Below are 22,146 nucleotides of genomic sequence, written 5' to 3'. Positions count from 1 at the left end.
ATATAAAATATTGCAGAAATACATTTTTTTGTATCTTTGCCCGCTCAATTGATGTTTGATAATGAAAGGTTTGAAAGATTTCACGATACCATTTGTAGGGTTAAAAGAAGGAAAACATCTCTTCGAGTATATAATTGATAGTAAGTTCTTTGAAGCTTTTAATTTTGATGAGTTTAGTAGTTCATCAGTAAAAGTTTTATTAACATTCGTAAAAAAAAGCACATTATTTGAGCTAAATTTTACTGCCGAAGGTACTGTAGAAGTTCCTTGTGATGTATCAAATGAGTTATATCATCAAGAAATAAATACAAAATTGCCAATAGTAGTAAATTTTGGACCAGAATATAATGATGATAATGAGGAAATTTTAATATTACCTCATGAGGCTTATGAAATTGATGTGTCTCAATATATATATGAGATGATTGTTTTAGCGGTTCCAAATAAAAGAGTTCATCCAAAAGTATTAGATGGCACAATGGAATCTGAAGCATTAAACAAATTAAAAGAATTACAAATAAAAGAAGTAAAAACTGTAGATAATACAGACCCAAGGTGGGATAAATTAAAGAATTTAATAACAGAAAAAAAGACATAAAATGGCACATCCTAAGAGAAAAATATCTAAAACTAGAAGAGATAAAAGGAGAACACATTATAAAGCAGCTGATCAACAAATTGCAACAGATCCAACAACAGGAGAAGCTCATTTATATCATAGAGCTCATTGGCACGAAGGTAAATTATATTACAGAGGTCAAGTTGTTTTAGAATCTGCAGCAGCAGAAGCTTAAAAACATCCTTTTAAAAACACACGAAAACCCTCAAATTTGAGGGTTTTTTTACGTTTTTCACATAAAAACTATCTCTTTGGATAATTTTTAACCAAAAAGGTGAAATATTTTTCACTACTTTTGACTATTCTAAATTTTAGAAACTAAACCTTACTTATGACTAAAATCACTGCTGCAATTACAGCTGTAGGAAAATACGTTCCTGATTATATTCTAACAAATAAAGAGTTAGAGGAGTATGTAGATACTAATGATGAATGGATTACTTCAAGAACTGGAATTAAAGAAAGAAGAATTCTAAAAGGCGAAGGATTAGGTACGTCTTATATGGCAATAAAAGCTGTTGAGGATTTATTAAAAAAATCTAAAGTAAATCCAGAAGAAATAGATTTGGTTATTGTTGGTACAGCAACGCCAGATTTACCAGTAGCATCAACAGCTGCTTATGTAGCTTCAGAAGTTGGTGCAGTAAATGCATTTGCTTACGATTTACAAGCTGCTTGTTCTAGTTTTTTATACGGTATGTCTACTGCTGCTAGTTATATAGAGTCTGGTCGATATAAAAAAGTGTTATTAATAGGTGCAGATAAAATGTCGTCGATTATAGATTATAATGACAGAGCAACTTGTATAATATTTGGTGATGGAGCAGGAGCAGCATTATTTGAACCTAATAATGAAGGTTTAGGCTTGCAAGATGAGTATTTAAGAAGTGACGGAATTGGTAGAGATTTTCTAAGAATAGAAGCTGGTGGATCTATTATGCCTACTACAGCGCAAACGGTAAATGATAATAAGCATTTTGTTTATCAAGAAGGTAAAACTGTATTTAAATATGCAGTTTCTAATATGGCAGATGTTGCAGAGAAAATGTTAACTAGAAATAATTTAACAGAACCAGATATTCAATGGTTAGTGGCGCATCAAGCAAATAAAAGAATAATTGAAGCCACTGCAAATAGAGTTGGTGTTGCATCAGAGAAAGTAATGATGAATATTCATAGATATGGTAATACAACATCAGCAACTTTACCTCTTTTATTAGCAGATTATGAAAATCAATTAAAAAAAGGAGACAATTTAATTTTTGCAGCATTTGGTGGCGGCTTCACTTGGGGAGCTATCTATTTAAAATGGGCTTATAATTCATAAATAAAAAATAACTAAACAATAAGAATCATGGATATTAAAGAAATTCAAAATCTTATAAAATTTGTAGCTAAATCTGGCGCTAGCGAGGTAAAGTTAGAAATGGAAGATATAAAGATTACTATTAAAACGGGTACAGAAAAAACAGAAACGACAATAGTACAAGCTGCTCCATATGCAAATGTACCTCCCGTTGCCGCCGCCGCTCCAGTAGCTGGTAATTCTGTTGCAGAAATAGTTACAGCTGTTAAAGCAGATGATGAATCTAAATACCTTGTTGTAAAATCGCCAATAATTGGTACTTTTTACAGAAAACCAGCTCCAGATAAACCAAACTTTGTAGAAGTTGGTACAGAAGTAAGTGTTGGTGATACTGTTTGTGTTATTGAGGCAATGAAATTATTTAACGAAATTGAATCTGAAGTATCAGGTAAAATCGTTAAAATTTTAGTAGATGATTCTTCTCCGGTTGAATATGATCAACCATTATTTTTAGTAGATCCATCTTAGTTAGTGAGAAGCTTAATATTTAAAGTTAGAAATTTATTCTAACTTTTTGTTTGATGTTAAATATTGAACTTCTTAAGTTTAACTTATAATAACTAAAATTGAAACAAGATGTTTAAAAAAATATTAATTGCCAATAGGGGAGAAATAGCATTACGTGTTATTAGAACCTGTAAAGAAATGGGTATAAAAACTGTTGCTGTATATTCTACAGCAGATGCAGAAAGTTTGCACGTTAGATTTGCGGATGAAGCTGTTTGTATTGGCCCACCTTCTAGCTCAGAGTCTTATTTAAAAATGTCTAATATTATTGCAGCTGCAGAAATTACAAATGCAGATGCAATTCATCCTGGATATGGTTTTTTATCAGAAAACGCTAAATTTTCGAATTTATGTGAAGAGCATAATATTAAATTTATTGGTGCTACTGGTAAAATGATAGATCAAATGGGAGATAAAGCAAATGCAAAATCTACCATGATAGCTGCTGGTGTACCTTGTGTGCCAGGAAGTGAAGGTGTAATTAAAGACTTTGAAGATTGTGAAAAAATTGCAATAGAAACAGGTTATCCGGTAATGTTAAAAGCTTCTGCTGGTGGAGGAGGTAAAGGAATGCGTGCTGTTTGGAAATCTGAAGATTTAAAAGATGCTTGGGAATCTGCAAGGCAAGAAAGTAAAGCTGCTTTTGGTAATGATGATATGTACATGGAGAAGCTTATTGAAGAGCCAAGACATATTGAAATTCAGATTGTTGGAGATTCTTATGGTAAAGCGTGTCATTTATCAGAAAGAGATTGTTCTGTTCAAAGACGTCATCAAAAGTTAACAGAAGAAACGCCTTCTCCTTTTATGACAGATGAATTAAGAGAAAAAATGGGAGATGCAGCTGTTAAAGCTGCTGAATATATAGGTTATGAAGGTGCAGGTACAGTAGAGTTTTTAGTTGATAAACATAGAAATTTCTATTTTATGGAGATGAATACTCGTATTCAAGTAGAACACCCAATAACAGAAGAAGTTGTAAATTACGATTTAATTCGCGAACAAATTTTAGTTGCTGCTGGTGTGCCAATTTCTGGTAGAAATTATTATCCACAATTGCATGCTATTGAATGTAGAATTAATGCGGAAGACCCGTATAATAATTTTAGACCATCTCCTGGAAAAATAGTAACATTACATACGCCAGGAGGTCACGGAGTAAGAATGGACACACATGTGTATGCAGGTTATACGATACCACCCAATTACGACTCTATGATTGCTAAATTAATTGTTACTGCTCAAACTAGAGAAGAAGCAATTAATAAAATGAAAAGAGCATTAGATGAATTTGTAATCGAAGGCATTAAAACAACAATACCTTTTCATAGACAATTAATGGATCATCCAGATTATGTAGCTGGTAATTATACTACTAAATTTATGGAAGATTTTGTAATGGAATCTTAAAATATTTTAGAATCAAATATTTAAAATAGAGAATACATTTGTGTGTTCTCTATTTTTTTTATCTTTATCTAAAAGTATCTCTATGAAAATTGACGGAATTGATAAAATAATTATTAAAAGTTTAGTAAATGATGCAAGAACTCCTATTCTTAGTATAGCAAGAGAAGTAGGTGTTTCTGGTGCTGCTATTCATCAACGTTTAAGAAAGTTAGAAAAATCTAAATTAATAGATGGTTATAAAATGGTTATAAATCCAAAAATTTTAGGATATTCTACCACTGCTTTTATAGGTGTTTTTTTAGATTCTTCTAGTTTATACTCATCAGCAATAAAAAGGTTAAAAGAGATTCCAGAAATTATAGAAAGCCATTATACAACAGGAAATTATGCTATCTTTATAAAGGTTTTGTGTAAAAATAATGAAGATTTAATGCATCTTTTAAATAAAGATATTCAAAATATAAAAGGTGTTTCTAGAACAGAAACCTTTATTTCATTAGATCAACAGATTGATAGACAAATATCTATTTAATTTTAAAAGACGTCTTAACTGTTGATTTTCACTCTTTAAAGAGTTTTGTTAACGATTTATCAAATAAATTAAAATGTGCGTTTTTTTTATTTCATTTTTGTATATATCAAGAATTTAATGAGAATTACATATATCTTAGTAAATAAAAGACAAAATGGAGCAACCTAATTTAGTATTTATAAAAGAAATTGTAGGTGATGATGCCGCTTTTCAAGAGAGTCTTTTAGAAATAATAAAAAAAGAATTTCCAGAAGAGGTTAAGTTGTTTATAAAAAATTTTTCACAAAAAAAGTATGAAGAAGCTTCAAATAACGTACATAAATTAAAACATAAAATTAGTTTGTTAGGGTTAAAAGAAGGTTTTGATATGGCAACAGATTTTGAAAATGAATTAAAAGAAGGTAAAACCACACTACATTCTAGTTTTTTAGAAATTTTAAACAAAATTGGCTTATATTTACATCTATAAATAACTACATAGATGTTATAATATGGTTTGTATAATTATTGATGATGACGCTACAGCTAGACTAATTATAAAACAACATTGTCTTAAATCACAATCAATTAATGTTCTTGAAGAATTTTCTTCTGCAATTGATGCTATAAAATATTTAAATAATAATAAGGTAGATTTAGTCTATTTAGATATTCATATGCCTACTTTTTCTGGATTCGATTTTATTGAGACTTTAAAAAATCCGCCAAAAATTGTTTTAACTACTTCGGATAAAAACCTTGCTTTAGAAGCTTTTGAGTATAAAAGTGTGGTAGATTATTTAGTAAAACCAATATCTAAGGAAAGATTTGAAAAATCCTTAGAAAAGTTAGTCGCTATTTCTATAGTGGACAAACCTTTGTTAACTGATGAAAAATTATCAGAATTTATTTATGTTAATGTTGATAAAAGGTTAGTAAAAGTAGATATAGCAAGTATTTATTTAATTGAAGCAAAAGGAGATTATATAAATATTAAAACGAATGATAAAAATTACTTGGTGCATTCTACATTAAAAAAGATAGAAGACAAACTTCCATCAAATATGTTTTTTAAAGTACATAGATCTTTTATTATTAATTTTTCTGAAATAATAGATATTGAAGATAATACGGTTTTAATAAGACAGGTTGTTGTGCCAGTGAGTAGGTCTAATAAGAGTGAATTAATGAAAAAATTAAACCTTTTATAAATTACTCGATTTCTTTTATCGTTATTTTCTGTTCATTCGTCGTTACTTATTTACCATTGAACGACATTTGTGCAATGTTTTAACAAAGTTGTTGTTTCTTTGAAATATGTAATTTTATAATTACAAATAAGCAATTATAAGTTGGGGGATTTATAAATTGATATAAGAAGGACTGATTTTTCAGTCCTTTTTTAATTATAAAAACTATCAATTTTTTCTTTATTATTTTTTTTAATGGTCTAATAAATAATTAAGTAGGTTAATTTTATATTCGCAAAAAATTAATTATTTATCCATTTAATAATAATTTTAATAAACTGATTTTTATTAAAGGGTTTAAAGAGATAATCATTCATTCCAACTTCAAAACACTTTTCCTTTTCTTCTTGAATATCACTTGCTGTTAAAGCTATAATAGGTGTTTCTAACTTTAGCTCTTGTCTAATTATTTCTGATGCTTTGAAACCGTCTAATACAGGCATTTGAAGATCCATTAAAACTAAATCACAACTGTTGTCTTTTAGGTAATTTACAGCTTCGTCACCATCAGCAGCTTCTAAAACTGTTACCTCAAATTCTTGTAAAATAACATTTGCTACCATTCTATTCATAATATTATCATCAACAACAAGTATTTTTTTACCTTTTAAACTAAAAGAAGTTGTATTTGTGTTTTCTTTTGTATTCATTTTTTGCTGTATTATTCTTAATGTAGTTTTTAACTATAATCACGTAGATTTTCAAAATTACTAAAATATAAATTTAATAATCAAAAAGGTCGACTTAAATGAAACTAATATTTTCTGAAATTAATTGTTAGTAAATTATTTTTTAAGATTTAATCAACTGAATTATAGTATTTTGATTTTTTTAAGTGACTGAAATTTATAATTATTGCTATTGTTTATTTTAAAAAAATGGAAAGAAAATTAATTTACTAATAATTAGTGTTTTATAAAATAGTAAATAGTGAAGTTTAAATAAAACAGATAAAGGCTCATATTTTTTATTTTTCATAAACTTATTTTAAGATAAATATGTATATTTAAAAGATCTTAAAAAACCCCAAAATTAAAATTATGAAAGTTACAATTGTGGGAAGCGGTTATGTTGGTCTTGTTACCGGCGCTTGTTTCTCTGAAGTAGGTATTGACGTTACTTGTGTTGATATTGACCAAAAGAAGATTGAAAACCTTAAAGAAGGAATTATACCTATTTATGAGCCTGGTTTAGAAGAAATGATTACCAGAAACATGAAGAAAGGAAGGCTTAGTTTTACAACAAGTATAAAAGAAGCTTTAGAAGAATCTGAAGTTTTATTTATTTCTGTTGGAACACCACCAGATGAAGATGGTAGTGCCGATCTTAAATATGTGCTTGCAGTTGCTAGAGATTGTGGTAAACATATGAATGATTATATGCTTGTGGTAACAAAAAGTACTGTACCTGTTGGAACATCAAAAAAGGTAAAAAAAGCACTACAAGAAGAGTTAGATAAAAGAAATGTTGATATAGAATTTGATGTTGCTTCTAATCCAGAATTTTTAAAAGAAGGAGCTGCTATTGATGATTTTTTAAAACCAGATAGAATTGTAGTTGGTTTAGATAGTCAGAGAGCAGAAGACTTAATGAAAAGTTTATATAATCCATTTACGCTAAATGGTCATCCAGTTATTTTTATGGATATAGTTTCTGCAGAAATGACAAAATATGCTGCAAACTCAATGCTTGCAACAAAAATTAGTTTTATAAACGATATTGCTAATTTATGTGAAATTGTTGGTGCAGATATTAATAAAGTAAGAAAAGGTATTGGATCCGATTCTAGAATTGGACCTAAATTTATTTATCCAGGAATTGGTTATGGAGGTTCTTGTTTCCCAAAAGATGTGCAAGCCTTAATTAGAACAGCTAGCGAAAATAATTACGAATTACAGGTGCTTAAAGCAGTAGAGGCTGTTAATAAGTATCAAAAGCTAGTTTTGTTTAATAAAATAAATGCTTACTTTAAAGGAGATTTAAAAGGTAAAACGATAGGTGTTTGGGGGCTTTCTTTTAAACCTCAAACAGATGACATGCGTGAAGCACCGTCATTATACATTATAGATAGTCTTTTAAAAGCAGGAGCAAACGTTAAAGCTTACGATCCAGTTGCTATAGAAGAAGCAAAACATCATTTTGGAGATACAATTACTTATTGTGAAGAACAATATGAGGCTCTAATCGATGCAGATTGTATGGCAATATTAACAGAATGGCCAGAATTTAAATTTCCAAGTTTTAAAATCATTAAAAAATTATTAAACAATAAAGTTATTTTTGATGGTAGAAACATTTATGATAGAGATCAAATTAAAAGAAATGGTTTTGAGTATTTCTGTATTGGTGTAGATACTGCAGAAAGTAACAAATCCCTTACCGTAAATTAAAAATATTATGATTAGAAAAAAATTCTTGTAACTGGCGGAGCTGGTTTTGTTGGTTCGCACTTGTGTGAGCGTTTGTTAAATGAAGGTAATGAAGTATATTGTTTAGACAATTACTTTACAGGCCAAAAACAAAATATTATTCATCTTTTAAAGAACCCTTATTTTGAATTAATTCGTCATGATGTTACCGAGCCTTTTTATATTGAAGTAGATCAAATTTACAATTTAGCGTGTCCGGCTTCTCCAGTACATTATCAATACAACCCAATAAAAACAATGAAAACATCTGTTATGGGGGCTATTAATATGTTAGGATTGGCAAAACGAGTAAATGCAAAAATATTACAAGCTTCTACAAGTGAAGTTTATGGAGATCCATTAGTACATCCACAAACAGAATCTTATTGGGGACATGTAAATCCTATTGGAGAACGTGCTTGTTATGATGAAGGAAAAAGATCTGCAGAAACTTTGTTTGTAAATTATCATCAGCAAAACAATGTTGATATTAAAATTATTAGAATTTTTAATACTTATGGCCCTAATATGCATCCTCATGATGGTCGTGTAGTTTCAAATTTTATTGTTCAAGCATTACAAAATCAGGATATTACTGTTTATGGGGAAGGAAATCAAACACGTAGCTTTCAGTATGTAGATGATTTAGTGGAAGGTATGATTAGGTTAATGAACTCTAGAGACGGTTTTACAGGTCCTGTAAATGTTGGTAACCCTAATGAATTTACAATTCTTGAGTTAGCTCAAAAAGTAATAAAATTAACAGGCTCTACATCTAAAATTATTTATAAACCTTTACCTTCGGATGATCCTATGCAAAGACAACCAGATATTTCTCTTGCTAAAAAAGAATTAGATTGGTCGCCAAAAGTGCAGTTAGATGATGGTTTAATAAAGACGATTGATTTTTTTAAGACAATTATCTAATTCTACAACTAAATAATTTTAATCTACTAGAAAAAAATGATTAAAAATATATTTTAGTGTATACACAAAGTGTGTATTTATAATCATTCCGATATTTTTACAGATCAGCTTTTAGGTGTTCAGTATAAATATCGGAATAAGTTTATTGTTTTGTTAGTAAAAAAGAGATTTTAGTTATAAAGTGTTAATATAATTTTGTTATTGATGTTAATAGTTTAAATATATTGATAATCAGTAAACTATGTGTATGTCTTCTGTTTTAAAATGGAAATTAGTATAAAAATGAATCATTAATGTATTTATATAGATAATAAATAGTTAGTGATGAGTGAATTAGAGAATTTTTTTCTTTTTGTTTTTTTAAAAAAATAGTATTTTGCATATTTTAGTACATTAATATTTAAATCTGTTTTAATTTTGAATTTTAAATTGTACATTTATAAAATGTAGTGCCAAATAAATACTATTATGAATTTACCCCCAAACTCTAATCTTTCAAAGATTAAATTATACGACCTTCAGTTAGTCGACCAAATGTGTCGAGGCAATCAAGAACAGGTTTTGAACATGGTTGAAGTTTTTATAGGACAAATTTCACAATCAATAAAAGATATTAAAATAGCCTATTCTGAAAACGACTTTTTGAAAATTAAAAGTTTGGCTCATAAAATAAAACCTCTTTTAACTTATTTTGGAACATCTAAATTAGAGAAAGAATTTCTTTTGGCTGAAGATTTGATTTCGAAAGAAACCACATCTTTAGAGTTAGATTCAAAAATTGAAAATCTTGATTTGATGATAAATGAAGTTATTAGTGAATTAAAAATTGATTTTAACCTAATTGATAAATAAAATTATGAAGAAAAAGATACTAGTTGTAGATGACGAGATAAGTATATGTATGTTATTACAGAATTTTCTTTCTAAAGACTATGAGGTTGTTACAATTTATAGTGCTCTAGAAGCTCTAGAATGGTTAGAAGATAATCTTCCAGATCTTATTATCTCTGATATTCAAATGTCTGAAATGGATGGTTATGAGTTTTTGACCAAGGTTCGTACGCGAGGTTTTACAAAACACACACCAGTAGTTATGTTGTCTGGAAGGGCAGAAAGTAAAGAACGTATAAAATGTTATAGGCTAGGTGCGCAAGATTATCTTACCAAACCATTTAATCCAGAAGAGCTTGAAGAATTGGTTAAGAAGAATCTATATCCAATTCATTATGCAATAGAATGGTAATGAAAATAATTTTTGAGGTAGAATAACAAGATGTTCTTGTTAAGTAAATATATTTTTGAACTGAAATATGTTTTTTTAAACTTCTTTATAAATTATAAGCTAAAGAGTTGGTAAATTCTAACTATAAATACAAAATTGCAAATTAAAAAGTGTCCCAATGAGTTCAAATATTAACATTTTATATATTGGTAATTTAAGAGATTACTTTAATCTAGATAATAAAAATTGTACAATAACAAATTTAGAAAACAGTATTAAGGCTACTAAATATCTGCAATCTAATCAAAAAATTGATGCTATAATTTGCGATTATTATTTACCTGGAAACACTGGGGTATTTCTATATGACTGGATTAGAGCTCAGAGCGAATATAACTCCATTCCGTTTGTATTAATAGCTAAAGAGTTTAATGTAGATGTTTACAAAAGAGCATTTAAAAAACAAATAGATGATTTTTATGTATCTACAGTTACAAATCCAGAAGATATTTTAAAGAGGGTAGAGTTTCTATGTACTCATAAAAAACCTATTAGTAAAAAGGAAGTACCAAAAATTAAAGAAGAAGGTTATAAAATGCCAATTTCTAAACGTCTTTTTGATATTTTTGTAGCTTCTTCTGTGTTGCTTTTAGCTTCACCATTTTTATTGCTTATTCTTTTAGCTATAAGATTAGAATCTAAAGGTAAGGTATATTACATTTCTAAAAGAGTTGGTAGAAAAACATTCGATTTTTATAAGCTAAGATCTATGCGAACTGGATCTGATGAGTTACTAAAAAAATTAGCTGCAGAAAAAAATCAGTATAAAAAGGAAGAAATAAAATCAGAAGATAGCACTCTAGAAATTCCTTGTCCAAGATGTAGTGCTTTACCAGATGGCGAAACATGCTCTCCTCTTATGTACATAGACACACATCAAATTTGTGATTATTGGTTTAATGTTCAAAAACGAGAATCGGCTAAAAACAATTCTACGTTTGTAAAAATTGTTGACGATCCTAGGATTACTAGGGTTGGTAAGTTTATAAGAAATACCAGTATAGATGAATTGCCACAATTAATAAATGTTTTAAAAGGAGATATGTCTATTGTTGGTAATAGACCTTTGCCAGTTTATGAAGCAGAAATGTTAACTGGAGATGATTTATCAAAAAGATTTTTAGCGCCTCCAGGAATTACCGGTTTATGGCAAGTAGAACTTAGAGGTAAAGGAGGAAAGATGTCTGAAGAAGAACGTATGCGATTAGATAATGAATACGCAGATCAGTTTATTGGCGATAATTATTCTTTTTGGTATGATATTAAACTTATTTTAAGAACAGTACCAGCTTTATTTCAATCTGATACCGTTTAAATCTTAAATTTATAGCCTAATAAAAATGAATAAATTTTTTCATCTACTATCAATATGTTGTTTAATTGCTATTTCTTTAAATACAATTCAAGCTCAAACATCTCAAATTGACGATAATTCATTAGAAGGAAGTGAATTTGGTCTACCTCCGCTTAATGTAGTTTTAGATTCTGTTTTGAAGCGTAGTGCTGGTTTAAATTTTAGAAAGCATCATATTGGTGTTAAGGAATCTACACTTAAAACTGAAAAAATATATTGGACAAGAAATTTTGGGTTTCAAGCAGAAACAAAGTTTGGAAATCTTAACAGTTTTTCTACAGATAGTGATGGTGCAATTAGTTCTTCATCTTTAGTGACAACTCAACAAGCCACTTACTTTGTTGGAGCTTATATTAAGTTTCCTGTGTTTGATTTATTAAATAGAAAAAACCAAGTTAAATTGGCTAAATTAGAAATTGATGAAGCCAAGAGTATGGCTCAATCTATAGAAGATGAAATTCGTCAAACAGTAATTAAAATGTACCAAAATTTAATTTTAAAACAAAAAATACTTAAAATTAAATCTAAAGCTTTTGGAGATGGAAAAGTGAATATGCAAATGGTTGAAAAGGAATTTCGTAATGGTGTAGTTCCGGTTTCTGAATATGTAAGAATCACAAGTATTACTTCTAATGTAGAGGTAGATTATGAATTTGCTAAATCTGAATTTATAACTGCAAAGAAACTTTTAGAAGATATGGCTGGGTTTACATTTTACCAATAAGCTTAAAATAAAAATATGAAAATAGTTGATTTTATACGATTGATATTAAGGCATTTGGGTGTTTTAATTTTTGTGCCATTTTTGCTTGCTTTATTGGTTTTGATTCTTACTCTTAAACCAAACCTTGAATATACTTCTCAAACGGTATTGTATACAGGTCTTGCTACAGGTTCTTCTATTGAAATGGATAAAACATTCAATTATTTTGCTACCAATATAGCTTTTGATAATTTAATTAATATTATTAATTCAAGAGAAACCCAAGAAGAAGTAGCTGTACGATTATTAGCTACACACCTTATGTTACCTGAAGCTAATCCAAAATATATTTCAAAAAAGATTTTTGATGAACTAAGTTTAAAAGTTCCTAAAGATATCTATAACTACATTGAAAAGGGAGAGAATAAAGCAGGTTTACAAATAGATTCACTTGCTGTCTATAATTTTCTTCCGCCTGAAATAAATAGATATAATTATGAAAAAACGGTTGAAAATTTGTTAACCTTGATGAAGAGTAGTAGTGGTAATTATATTTATGAATTGCTAAATTATGAAGAAGATTTGCACTATTCGCTTAAAGCTTTATCAACTATAAAAGCGTCTAGAATTAATAGTAGTGATTTAGTTAAAATAAGTTATACTGTTGATGATCCTGGCATTTGTCAACAAACACTTGAAATATACAATGCAGTATGTATAAAAAATTATAAAAAGATAAAAGAAAACAGATCAGATGCTGTTGTTAAATATTTTGAAGAACAATTAAGCCTAGCTAATAAAAGTTTAAAAAAGGCCGAAGAGAAACTTTTAGAGTTCAATAAAACTCATAATATTATAAACTATTACGAACAGAGTAAGGCTGTTGCTGTAGTTAAAGAAGATATGGAGGTTGATTATAATAATAAAAAGGCGCAATTGGCTGGAACCATAGCATCAACCAAAAGACTTGAAGAAAAGCTAAAAGTACAAGATAAAATTCAAAAAGAAACTTATAAAATTCTTGAAAACAAGAAGTTATTAGGAGATATTAATTACCAAATAGCATTTCATGAAGGGAGTTTAGAATCTAAAGCAAACGAATTACTTTTATCTAAAATAAATGACTTAGAAAAACAAAAAGAAGTTATAAATAATGAACTTAGAGAAAGTGTTGATAATATATATAGTTATCAAAATTCTGTTGAAGGTGTTCAATTATCTAAAGTGCTTCCAGATTGGATGAATAGTGTTGTTGAGGCAGATAATCTTAAGGCTAAGATAGGTGTTATGGATCAGCAAAATAGAAAATTTCTGGAGCAATACGCAACTTATGCTCCAGCAGGTGCTACAATTAAAAGATTGGAACGAGAAATTTCGGTTTCAGAACAAGGCTATTTAGAATTACTTCATGGATTAAATTTAGCAAAATTAAAATTACAAGACAACGAAATGTCTTCTAATATAAAATCTATTGACCCACCATATTACCCATTATCGGCCAATCCAACTAAAAGAGGATTATTTATTATTGCAGCAGCTTTTTTAGGTGGTATTTTAACTTTAGGAATTATTTTATTAATGGAGTATTTTGATAATACTCTAAGAAACACTAGTAGAGCAAGTAAAAAATTAGGTTTAAAATCATTAGGAATGCTACCTAAAATGGTTGTAGACACATTAGGTGTTGATATAGCATTTATACAAAAAAGGGTGATAGGAATAATTACTCAAAATATAGTACAATATTTGGATAAAAATGCTTCTAAAAAGGCAGTAAAAACAATTATAGTTTTTAGTACTCGTAAAAAAGAAGGTAAAACAGTTGTAGCTGGCAATATTGCTAGAACATTGAAGGCAGAAGGTAAAAAAGTAGTATTGTTAAATTATGATAGTGAACCAGAGCCTATTAATCAGCAAATAAAATACCCGTTTCTTAATAAAATTTTAGGTTATCCAGATTCACGAATAGACCGTACTAACCCTTTTTTATCCGAAGTTTCTAGTTATCTTGATAATTCTGAATATTTTTCTTATACTATAAATAATCAATTTATTGATGCAAAGGATTATTCAGAAATGCTAGAACAAAACAATATTTCTCTTAATTATAATCCTGATTTTGTAATTATTGAGTTGCCAGCTTTAATATATAATAATTATCCTTTGTCTTTGATAGATAATGCAGATTTGGGTATTTTAGTTTGTCGTTCTAATCGTGTATGGTCAGATGCAGATAAGTCTGCTATGAGTAACTTATTAACTACATCTGCATCAAAAATTAATTTTATTTTAAATGGAGTTCATATAGATGAAATGGAATCGGTTTTAGGAGAATTACCTAAAGAACGAAGTAAATTTAGAGCCAGATTAAAAACGATTTTTAAATTTCAATTTTTTTCTAATTCCCAAATTTAATTTAGTACAAATGAAAAAACTAAAAAAAATAGTGAGTGAGGATAATTTCCTGTCTTTATCAGGAAATGTTGTAATTGCTATTTTAGGTATTAGTGGTTTTGCTTTACTTGCAAGAAGTTTATCGTTAGAAGTTTTTGGTGAATGGGTTTTGTTTATTGCTGCAGGATCATTAGTCGAAATGTTTAGATTTGGGATTACGAATACTGGTTTGATAAGATATCTTTCTGGAGCTGATGATAACTCTAGAGTGAAACTTATAGGTTCTAATGCTTTAATTAGCTTATGTGCAACCGTTTTAGTGGCATTAGTACTAATTTTTTGTAAATTATTTTTTCCTGAAGCCATTCAGAATTCTGGATATAACATGTTTTTTACTTGGTATCCTTTACTGGCATTTTTAAACCTTCCTTGGAATATTGCTTTGGTTGTATTACAAGCAGATAGAAAGTATATGCAAATTTTAGCACTTAAATCTATTAATAGTGGAGTTTTTTTTATAATAATTTTAATACATTTTTTAATTTTAAAATTAACACTGAATCAATTAGTTATAGGTTTAATTATAGTAAATGCAGCTACATCAATATTAAGTTTTGTTCTAGGCTGGGACGGCATACTTCTTATAAAAAAAGCTAGTGTAGAAACTAATAAAGTTTTATTACATTTTGGTAAATACACAACATTTACGCTAATTGGTACTAATTTATTACGTAGTGTAGATACGTTAATTATAAGCTTAAGTCCTTTAGGTAGTGCTGCAGTTGCTCTCTACAGTATTCCTTTAAAGCTTACAGAATTACAACAAATACCTTTGCGAAGTTTTGTTGCAACTGCTTTTCCTAAGATGTCTAAAGCTAGTTTACACAATAAAATAGATGAAGTAAAAAGTTTGTTTTACACATATTCGGGAGCGTTAACATATCTTTTTGTAGGAATTAGTTTAGTTACATTTGTGTTTGCTGAATTCTTTGTTATTGTAATAAGTGGACATCAATATTTAACAACAGATCCAGTAACAGGTTTTAATGTTGTTGATATTGTTAGAGTTTTTTCTATTTATGGATTATTATTACCCATTGATAGAATGACGGGCGTTGGTTTAGATAGTGTTAATAAACCTAAAATTAATGCTATTAAGGTTTTTGTTATGCTAATAGCAAATGTAATTGGAGATTTAGTAGCAATTTTTATATTTAAATCATTAATTGTTGTGGCAATTGCTTCTATCTTTTTCACCATTCTTGGTATTTGGATGGGAATGTACTTTTTAGATAAAGAGTTATCATTATCATTTAAAGAAATTTTTAGAAAAGGTATGCTATTTTATGTTTCACTTTTTAATAAAGCTACACATAATCATTACGAACGCCTTGTTAAAATTGAAAATAAAAACAAGTAATGAGCGAACATAATAACATAAATTCCTTTGAAAATTATTCAGGCTCAATGAATATATCAAAACCTGGGTATTTATTGTTGCTTTTTGCGCTGCTTTCTATTTTAGCGGTAGTTGTTGTTAAATTTGGAGTAATTGGTATTGTTTTAGTACTGGCTCTAATGTTCGGATCTGTATTTATATATTATTTATTCTGCTACCCAATTCTAGGTTTTTATACCGCTGTTGGATTAAACTTTTTATTAATTGGTTTAGGACGTTATATAAAAGGCCTTCCTTTAGGTTTTGGAATAGATGCTATACTTCTTTTAACTTATTTAGCTTTATTTATGAATAAGTTTAGAGAGAAAATAGATTGGTCTCCAGCAAATAAAAGTATTACATTCTTGTGCATTATATGGTTTGGATATTCCCTTTTTGAAATCATTAACCCAGAAGCACGCAGTATACAAGCATGGATTTCAGGGCGTGGTATTGCTTTCTACCCATTACTCTTTGTTCCATTGACATTGCTATTTATAAATACAAATAAAAAATTAGAATGGCTTTTATATGTTTGGGGTGTTTTTTCTATACTCGCCACATTAAAGGGGATATTACAGATGGTTTTTGGAGTAGACGCTGCAGAACAAGAATGGTTGAACGAAGGCAGTTACAAAACACATATTCTCTTTGGAAAACTAAGAGTGTTTTCTTTTTATAGTGATGCAGGACAATTTGGAGCAAATCAAGGCTATACAGGTGTTGTATTTCTGATTTATTCTATGTCTCAAAAAAAAATATTATCTAAGCTATTTTTCATTTTTGTTGGTGTTTTAGGAATCTATGGTTTGGTTATTTCTGGTACTCGTGGGGCTTTAAGTGTTCCTATAGTAGGTTTTATGACTTATTTTATATTAAGCAAAAATATAAAAGTGATTATTACGGGAATTGCCTTTTTAGCTATAATTTTTGTATTTTTTAAATACACAACTATTGCTCAGGGCAATGCCCAAGTGCGAAGAATGCGAACTGCATTTGACCCTAATAATGCCTCTTTGCAAGTAAGATTAGATAATCAAAAAATACTTAAAAACTATCTAGCATCAAGACCTTTTGGAGGTGGTATAGGGCATGGTGGTACAAAAGCTCAAAGATATTTGCCAAATGCTTTCCTTTCTAACGTGGCAACAGATAGTTGGTATGTTTTAATTTGGGTAGAACAAGGTATAGTTGGCTTATTGCTTCATTTAGGAATCCTTTTTTATGTGATGATAAAAGCAAGTTTAATAGTGATGTTCAAAATAAAAGACCCTATTTTAAAATATAAAATATCTGCACTAATAGCAGGAATGGCTGGTGTTATGGTAGCATCTTATGGAAATGCTATTTTAGGACAAATGCCAACGGCTCTATTAATTTATGCTACTATGGCAATAGTTTTAAATACGGAAGTATTTGAAAAGGAAAATGAAATGAATCAAAACGCATTAAACAAATTATAGCATAAAGAAGTTATTAAAATGAACTCTTAAACCTAATATTATGAATTACAGAAACATAAAAGATTTAAACAATACAATACTTCAAAGATTAAGTATTATTCCTCGAGATTTTGATTTAATTGTTGGTGTACCAAGAAGTGGAATGCTACCTGCAAATTTATTATCACTCTATCTTAATAGACCTTATACTGATATTGATTCGTTTTTAAATGGTCATATTTATAAAGCAGGAGCAAGAAGTCAGTTTTTTGATTCAGATGGAGCTCATAAAAAAGTTTTAGTAGTAGAAGATAGTATTGCATCTGGTTCTGCTATGATAGAGGTTAAAGAAAGTTTAAAACACTTAGAAGATAAATTTGATCTTAAATATTGTGCTATTTATGTAGTTCCTGGTAAAGAAAAAATGGTAGACTATTTCTTTGAATTGGTTCCTTTGCCAAGATATTTTCAATGGAATATATTAAACCATACAACCTTAGAAAAAGCTTGTTTTGATATTGATGGTGTGTTATGTGCAGATCCATTACCAGAACAAAATGATGATGGCGAAAAGTATATAGATTTTATTTTAAATGCACCACCATTGTTTATTCCTGGTAGTAAAATAGGAACAATTGTTACATCTCGACTAGAAAAATATAGAAAAGAAACAGTAACCTGGTTAGCTGCTAATAATATTAAATATAATGATTTAGTAATGCTAGATTTGCCAAATATGGCAGCAAGACAAAAAGCGAATAATCATGGAGATCATAAGGCAAAAGCGTACATGTCTAAACCTTATGTGTTATTTATTGAAAGCGAATTAAATCAAGCAATTGAAATTAATAGAATATCAAAAAAACCTGTTTTATGTACAGCTAATTTTGAAATGATTTTTGAATCAGAATCATTTATGTACAATCTAAAAAGTGGAAAACACCTTCCTTTTCTAAGAGAATTTGGATTAAAAGTGAGAAATAAACTAAGGAGTTTTAAATAGTGTTTTTATAAATATTAAGCCTAAATCATATTAATTTCAACTATTTATTATGTTACTATTTAATATCATACAAATCATTTTGCTAATTCTTTTAGGTTTGGCAACGCTGTATATTTTTGTATTTTCAATAGCAAGTCTTTTTTACAAACAGAAAACATATTCTGATAACGGTAATATGAAAACTATAGCTGTTCTTGTACCAGGTTATAAAGAAGACCAAGTAATTATTGAAGTTGCAAAATTAGCTTTAGAACAAGACTATAATTCAAATCTTTTTGATGTTGTAATTATTGCTGATTCTTTTAAAGAAGAAACTTTAGCGGCTTTAAAATTGTTACCAATAAAATTAATTGAAGTAAGTTTTGATAAGAGTACAAAATCTAAAGCTTTAAATAAAGCCATGGAAACTTTAGATAGAGAGTATGATATTGCAGTAGTTTTAGATGCTGATAATGTAATGGCACCAGATTTTTTAAAGAAAATAAATGCAGCATTCGAACATGATTTTATTGCAGTTCAAGGGCATCGTACAGCAAAAAACACAAATAATTCTTGGGCAATTTTAGATGCAATTAGCGAGGAAATAAACAATAATATTTTTAGAAAAGGACATAGAGTTTTAGGGCTTTCATCAGCAATTATTGGATCTGGAATGGCGTTTAGATATAATTATTTTAAATCATTGATGTCAACAGTTACGGCTATTGGTGGTTTTGATAAAGAGATTGAATTAAAAATGCTAAAAGAAGGTCGTAAAATTGTTTATTTGGATGATGCACTTGTTTTTGATGAAAAAATTCAAAAATCAGAAGTATTTGGTAATCAACGTCGTCGTTGGTTGTCTGCACAATTTCATTATTTTAGAAAAGATTTTTTAAATGCATTAAAAGATTTAATTTTAAAAGGAAATGTAGATTATTTTGATAAAGCTATTCAATTTATACAACCACCTAGAATATTATTATTAGGATCTGTGCTTTTCTTTAGTGTTGGTTTTGTTTTAGCAAACTACTTTTTAGATGGTCAAATTCTATATTCTAGGTATTGGATTATTGTTGCTATCGCTTGTATTTTGTCATTTATTTTTTCTGTACCTAGATCATTTTATAATTTAAAAACATTAGGTGCTTTGGCTAGTTTACCAAAAGGCATGTTTATGATGTTACTTTCTTTACTTAAAATAAAAGGAGCAAATAAAACATTTATTCACACTCAACACACCTCTAATACAGAAGAAATAAGTTCTAAATAATCACTCAAATAATCCCCCAATCAAGAATTAATGAATAATAAAAAACTACAAAAATTAGAAGCCATTCGTGGGTTTTCTGCATTATATGTAGTGTTTTTTCACATGCTTCCTCAAAAAATATTTTTTTTAGGAATTAATGTGGGATTTCTCTTTCGTTTTGGTTCTGAGGCAGTAATTATGTTTTTTATCTTAAGTGGTTTTGTTATAAAATATTCTTGGGGAAAATCAGAAAATAAAAGATTTAAGCATTACTTTTTTAAACGATTTATAAGAATTTACATTCCGCTTTTCTTTATTTTTATATTAGCTTATTGTGCAAAAAGTTATACAGAGGGTGGTTTAGCAAATCCAGATTGGGCAACACTTTTAGGAAATATTTTTATGCTTCAAGATGTAATTTCTCTTAAGCCAAATGTAATTTCTGCAACTTATATGGCAAATAGCGTGCTTTGGTCGCTATCTTACGAATGGTGGTTTTATATGTTGTTTATTCTTTTAGTAAAAAAAATATCGTCATCTAAACTTAATACTTGGGTTAATATTCTTACTATTTCGACTACCGTGTCTTATCTTATTTATCCGTTTTTCTTAAATAGAATTATTATGTATTTTGCTATTTGGTGGATTGGTGTAAGGTTGGCAGATATTTACCTAAAAGGAGAAACTTTTACGTTTAAATCGATTAAAAAGTATAGCTATGTTTTACTCTCTATTATTGCGCTTTTAGGAATCAATCTTTTTATGAATTTTGAGTACACAAAAGTGTATGATTATCCTTTAGTGGCTTATCCATTTGTAGAATTAAGACATTTTGTTTTTGCTTTTTTGGCAATGTTTGGCGGTATTATTTGGAACAAGTTAAATTGGTTTGGATTTGATAAAATTTTCGGAATTTTTAGATATTTAGCACCTTTTTCTTACGTGATTTATATTTCGCATTATTATTTGGTTACAAAAGCATCTTATTTAAAATTTATCGACAATAAAATAATTGAATACACACTATATGTTTTTATAATGTTGCTTTTTTCCTATCTTATAGAGGTAGTTATTTATGGTAAAATTAAAAAACAAATTATTAGTTATTTCTCAATTAACTATTAAAATAACGAATTATGAAAATAGGTATAGAAGGACAAAGACTCTTTAGAAAAAAGAAACATGGTATGGACATGGTTGCTTTAGAGCTTATTAAAAACCTTCAAATCATAGACAAAGAAAATGAATATTTTATCTTTGTAAAACCAGATGAAGATAGTTCTGTACTTCAAGAAACATCAAATTTTAAAATCATAGAATTAAATGGTGGTTCTTACCCAACTTGGGAACAAATTGCATTACCAAAAGCGGCAAAAGAATACGGTTGTGATATTTTACATTGTACAAGTAATACAGCACCATTTTTTACAGACATTCCTTTAATCACTATTTTACATGATATTATTTATATGGAAAGTAGTTATCTAAAAATTCTAAAAAGTAGTGCAAGTTCTTATCAGAAATTTGGAAATATTTACCGAAAATTAGTAGTGCCTCGCGTTGTAAAAAAGAGTAAAAAAGTAATTACAGTATCTCATTTTGAGAAAAATAGAATAGGAGAATTCTTTGGGATTAAAGGCGACAATAAATTGGATGCTATTTATAATGGCGTAAGTGAGCATTTTAAACCAGTTACCAATAAAGAAGAGCTTAAACGAGTTAAAGAAAGATATAATTTACCAGATAAATATTTCTTTTTCTTAGGAAATACAGATCCTAAAAAAAATACAAAAGGAACTTTAAAAGCATTTTCAGATTTTTTAAAACAAACAGGATCAAATCACAAATTGGTAATGTTAGATTATGATAAAATTGAGCTTCATAAACTTTTAGCAGAAATTAATGACACTAATCTTATTAACAATATCGTTTTAACTGGTTATGTTATTAATACAGATTTACCAGCTATTTATGCACAATGCGATGTCTTTTTGTATCCATCACTTAGAGAAAGTTTTGGAATTCCGATGTTAGAAGCCATGTCTTGTAATGTGCCAGTAATTACATCAAATACTTCATCAATGCCAGAAGTTTCTGGTGATGCTGCTCATATTATTGATCCGTTTAAATCCGAAGAAATTACACAAGGAATCATTAAAATTTTAAATAATGATGCGTATCGAAAATCGCTTTGTGAAAAAGGTTTAGAACGTAGCAAACAGTTTTCTTGGAAAAATATGGCAAAAGATTATTTGAAACAATATGAATTAATTCATTTAGAGAATTCAAAAAAATAACAGA

At 28.5% G+C, this 22,146-nt stretch carries 22 protein-coding genes; 21 read left to right on the top strand and 1 reads right to left on the bottom strand.

The features are described from left to right. Positions 1-61: 61 nt before the first annotated feature. The 8 genes from BLT70_RS15370 (at position 62) to BLT70_RS15335 (ending at position 5,624) form a co-directional block, all read left to right on the top strand. Positions 62-598 carry a DUF177 domain-containing protein gene (locus BLT70_RS15370; RefSeq protein WP_091896360.1) on the top strand — a complete coding sequence of 179 codons (537 nt, stop codon included), beginning with the start codon at positions 62-64 and terminating at the stop codon, positions 596-598. Position 599: 1 nt separating this feature from the next. Beyond that, positions 600-794 (top strand): 50S ribosomal protein L32, encoded by a 195-nt coding sequence (rpmF, locus tag BLT70_RS15365; RefSeq protein ID WP_091896357.1) that lies wholly within the window; start codon positions 600-602, stop codon positions 792-794. A gap of 156 nt (positions 795-950) precedes the next feature. After that, positions 951-1,946 (top strand): beta-ketoacyl-ACP synthase III, encoded by a 996-nt coding sequence (locus tag BLT70_RS15360; RefSeq protein WP_091896354.1) that lies wholly within the window; start codon positions 951-953, stop codon positions 1,944-1,946. Between the two features lie 27 nt (positions 1,947-1,973). Next, the gene (accB, locus tag BLT70_RS15355; RefSeq protein ID WP_091896351.1) at positions 1,974-2,453 is read left to right on the top strand and encodes an acetyl-CoA carboxylase biotin carboxyl carrier protein; all 480 of its coding nucleotides are present in this window, start codon (positions 1,974-1,976) and stop codon (positions 2,451-2,453) included. Between the two features lie 108 nt (positions 2,454-2,561). Further along, entirely contained in the window at positions 2,562-3,902 is a 1,341-nt protein-coding gene (gene accC / locus BLT70_RS15350) for an acetyl-CoA carboxylase biotin carboxylase subunit (protein ID WP_091896348.1), read from the top strand. An 82-nt stretch (positions 3,903-3,984) separates the two neighbouring features. Further along, positions 3,985-4,434 carry an Lrp/AsnC ligand binding domain-containing protein gene (locus BLT70_RS15345; RefSeq protein ID WP_091896345.1) on the top strand — a complete coding sequence of 150 codons (450 nt, stop codon included), beginning with the start codon at positions 3,985-3,987 and terminating at the stop codon, positions 4,432-4,434. 154 nt (positions 4,435-4,588) lie between these two features. Then, positions 4,589-4,903 carry an Hpt domain-containing protein gene (locus tag BLT70_RS15340; RefSeq protein ID WP_091896342.1) on the top strand — a complete coding sequence of 105 codons (315 nt, stop codon included), beginning with the start codon at positions 4,589-4,591 and terminating at the stop codon, positions 4,901-4,903. Positions 4,904-4,925: 22 nt separating this feature from the next. Further along, positions 4,926-5,624: a LytTR family DNA-binding domain-containing protein gene (locus BLT70_RS15335; RefSeq protein WP_091896339.1), complete on the top strand. Its 699-nt coding sequence runs from the start codon at positions 4,926-4,928 to the stop codon at positions 5,622-5,624. 281 nt (positions 5,625-5,905) lie between these two features. On the opposite strand, the gene BLT70_RS15330 is transcribed toward BLT70_RS15335, so the two are convergent. Then, positions 5,906-6,313 carry a response regulator gene (locus BLT70_RS15330; RefSeq protein ID WP_091896336.1) on the bottom strand — a complete coding sequence of 136 codons (408 nt, stop codon included), beginning with the start codon at positions 6,311-6,313 and terminating at the stop codon, positions 5,906-5,908. A 390-nt stretch (positions 6,314-6,703) separates the two neighbouring features. Between BLT70_RS15330 and BLT70_RS15325 the strand changes: the two genes are divergently transcribed. The 13 genes from BLT70_RS15325 to BLT70_RS15265 all read left to right on the top strand — a co-directional run bounded on the left by BLT70_RS15325 (position 6,704) and on the right by BLT70_RS15265 (position 22,142). Continuing rightward, positions 6,704-8,053: a UDP-glucose/GDP-mannose dehydrogenase family protein gene (locus BLT70_RS15325; RefSeq protein WP_091896333.1), complete on the top strand. Its 1,350-nt coding sequence runs from the start codon at positions 6,704-6,706 to the stop codon at positions 8,051-8,053. 21 nt (positions 8,054-8,074) lie between these two features. Beyond that, the gene (locus BLT70_RS15320; protein WP_091896330.1) at positions 8,075-8,998 is read left to right on the top strand and encodes a UDP-glucuronic acid decarboxylase family protein; all 924 of its coding nucleotides are present in this window, start codon (positions 8,075-8,077) and stop codon (positions 8,996-8,998) included. Between the two features lie 468 nt (positions 8,999-9,466). Next, positions 9,467-9,850: a hypothetical protein gene (locus tag BLT70_RS15315; RefSeq protein ID WP_157691919.1), complete on the top strand. Its 384-nt coding sequence runs from the start codon at positions 9,467-9,469 to the stop codon at positions 9,848-9,850. A 4-nt stretch (positions 9,851-9,854) separates the two neighbouring features. Continuing rightward, positions 9,855-10,241, top strand: coding sequence for a response regulator (locus tag BLT70_RS15310; protein WP_091897756.1), 387 nt, complete (start codon positions 9,855-9,857; stop codon positions 10,239-10,241). A 157-nt stretch (positions 10,242-10,398) separates the two neighbouring features. Next, complete coding sequence (locus BLT70_RS15305) at positions 10,399-11,595, top strand: sugar transferase (protein WP_091896325.1); 1,197 nt, start codon at positions 10,399-10,401, stop codon at positions 11,593-11,595. Between the two features lie 25 nt (positions 11,596-11,620). Beyond that, entirely contained in the window at positions 11,621-12,358 is a 738-nt protein-coding gene (locus tag BLT70_RS15300; RefSeq protein ID WP_091896322.1) for a TolC family protein, read from the top strand. Positions 12,359-12,373: 15 nt separating this feature from the next. Beyond that, the gene (locus BLT70_RS15295) at positions 12,374-14,752 is read left to right on the top strand and encodes a hypothetical protein (protein WP_157691918.1); all 2,379 of its coding nucleotides are present in this window, start codon (positions 12,374-12,376) and stop codon (positions 14,750-14,752) included. A gap of 10 nt (positions 14,753-14,762) precedes the next feature. Further along, complete coding sequence (locus BLT70_RS15290; protein ID WP_091896316.1) at positions 14,763-16,151, top strand: lipopolysaccharide biosynthesis protein; 1,389 nt, start codon at positions 14,763-14,765, stop codon at positions 16,149-16,151. Continuing rightward, positions 16,151-17,632 (top strand): O-antigen ligase, encoded by a 1,482-nt coding sequence (locus tag BLT70_RS15285; RefSeq protein WP_091896313.1) that lies wholly within the window; start codon positions 16,151-16,153, stop codon positions 17,630-17,632. The genes BLT70_RS15290 and BLT70_RS15285 overlap by 1 nt, the downstream gene beginning before the upstream one ends. A gap of 40 nt (positions 17,633-17,672) precedes the next feature. Beyond that, positions 17,673-18,614, top strand: coding sequence for a phosphoribosyltransferase (locus tag BLT70_RS15280; RefSeq protein ID WP_091896310.1), 942 nt, complete (start codon positions 17,673-17,675; stop codon positions 18,612-18,614). 175 nt (positions 18,615-18,789) lie between these two features. After that, on the top strand, positions 18,790-19,866 hold the full coding sequence (locus tag BLT70_RS15275; RefSeq protein ID WP_157691917.1) for a glycosyltransferase family 2 protein: 1,077 nt from the start codon (positions 18,790-18,792) through the stop codon (positions 19,864-19,866). A 30-nt stretch (positions 19,867-19,896) separates the two neighbouring features. Beyond that, positions 19,897-20,970 (top strand): acyltransferase, encoded by a 1,074-nt coding sequence (locus BLT70_RS15270; RefSeq protein WP_091896305.1) that lies wholly within the window; start codon positions 19,897-19,899, stop codon positions 20,968-20,970. 11 nt (positions 20,971-20,981) lie between these two features. Then, positions 20,982-22,142, top strand: a complete 1,161-nt coding sequence (locus tag BLT70_RS15265) for a glycosyltransferase family 1 protein (RefSeq protein WP_091896303.1) — start codon at positions 20,982-20,984, stop codon at positions 22,140-22,142. Positions 22,143-22,146 lie beyond the last annotated feature (4 nt).

The sequence above is a fragment of the Polaribacter sp. KT25b genome (assembly GCF_900105145.1).
GTDB lineage: Bacteria > Bacteroidota > Bacteroidia > Flavobacteriales > Flavobacteriaceae > Polaribacter.
Note: the sequence above shows the minus strand (reverse complement) of the source record. Positions and strands in the feature narration are given on the sequence as shown.

What these genes read in the sequence shown, in the direction of transcription:
- accC (WP_091896348.1), top strand. Translation starts at nt 2,562, where the DNA reads ATGTTTAAAAAAATATTAATTGCCAATAGGGGAGAAATAGCATTACGT.
- BLT70_RS15325 (WP_091896333.1), top strand. Translation starts at nt 6,704, where the DNA reads ATGAAAGTTACAATTGTGGGAAGCGGTTATGTTGGTCTTGTTACCGGC.
- BLT70_RS15295 (WP_157691918.1), top strand. Translation starts at nt 12,374, where the DNA reads ATGAAAATAGTTGATTTTATACGATTGATATTAAGGCATTTGGGTGTT.
- BLT70_RS15305 (WP_091896325.1), top strand. Translation starts at nt 10,399, where the DNA reads ATGAGTTCAAATATTAACATTTTATATATTGGTAATTTAAGAGATTAC.
- BLT70_RS15300 (WP_091896322.1), top strand. Translation starts at nt 11,621, where the DNA reads ATGAATAAATTTTTTCATCTACTATCAATATGTTGTTTAATTGCTATT.
- BLT70_RS15265 (WP_091896303.1), top strand. Translation starts at nt 20,982, where the DNA reads ATGAAAATAGGTATAGAAGGACAAAGACTCTTTAGAAAAAAGAAACAT.
- BLT70_RS15315 (WP_157691919.1), top strand. Translation starts at nt 9,467, where the DNA reads ATGAATTTACCCCCAAACTCTAATCTTTCAAAGATTAAATTATACGAC.
- BLT70_RS15270 (WP_091896305.1), top strand. Translation starts at nt 19,897, where the DNA reads ATGAATAATAAAAAACTACAAAAATTAGAAGCCATTCGTGGGTTTTCT.
- BLT70_RS15285 (WP_091896313.1), top strand. Translation starts at nt 16,151, where the DNA reads ATGAGCGAACATAATAACATAAATTCCTTTGAAAATTATTCAGGCTCA.
- BLT70_RS15335 (WP_091896339.1), top strand. Translation starts at nt 4,926, where the DNA reads ATGGTTTGTATAATTATTGATGATGACGCTACAGCTAGACTAATTATA.
- BLT70_RS15360 (WP_091896354.1), top strand. Translation starts at nt 951, where the DNA reads ATGACTAAAATCACTGCTGCAATTACAGCTGTAGGAAAATACGTTCCT.
- BLT70_RS15330 (WP_091896336.1), bottom strand. Translation starts at nt 6,313, where the DNA reads ATGAATACAAAAGAAAACACAAATACAACTTCTTTTAGTTTAAAAGGT.
- BLT70_RS15345 (WP_091896345.1), top strand. Translation starts at nt 3,985, where the DNA reads ATGAAAATTGACGGAATTGATAAAATAATTATTAAAAGTTTAGTAAAT.
- accB (WP_091896351.1), top strand. Translation starts at nt 1,974, where the DNA reads ATGGATATTAAAGAAATTCAAAATCTTATAAAATTTGTAGCTAAATCT.
- BLT70_RS15275 (WP_157691917.1), top strand. Translation starts at nt 18,790, where the DNA reads ATGAAAACTATAGCTGTTCTTGTACCAGGTTATAAAGAAGACCAAGTA.
- BLT70_RS15370 (WP_091896360.1), top strand. Translation starts at nt 62, where the DNA reads ATGAAAGGTTTGAAAGATTTCACGATACCATTTGTAGGGTTAAAAGAA.
- BLT70_RS15340 (WP_091896342.1), top strand. Translation starts at nt 4,589, where the DNA reads ATGGAGCAACCTAATTTAGTATTTATAAAAGAAATTGTAGGTGATGAT.
- rpmF (WP_091896357.1), top strand. Translation starts at nt 600, where the DNA reads ATGGCACATCCTAAGAGAAAAATATCTAAAACTAGAAGAGATAAAAGG.
- BLT70_RS15310 (WP_091897756.1), top strand. Translation starts at nt 9,855, where the DNA reads ATGAAGAAAAAGATACTAGTTGTAGATGACGAGATAAGTATATGTATG.
- BLT70_RS15280 (WP_091896310.1), top strand. Translation starts at nt 17,673, where the DNA reads ATGAATTACAGAAACATAAAAGATTTAAACAATACAATACTTCAAAGA.
- BLT70_RS15290 (WP_091896316.1), top strand. Translation starts at nt 14,763, where the DNA reads ATGAAAAAACTAAAAAAAATAGTGAGTGAGGATAATTTCCTGTCTTTA.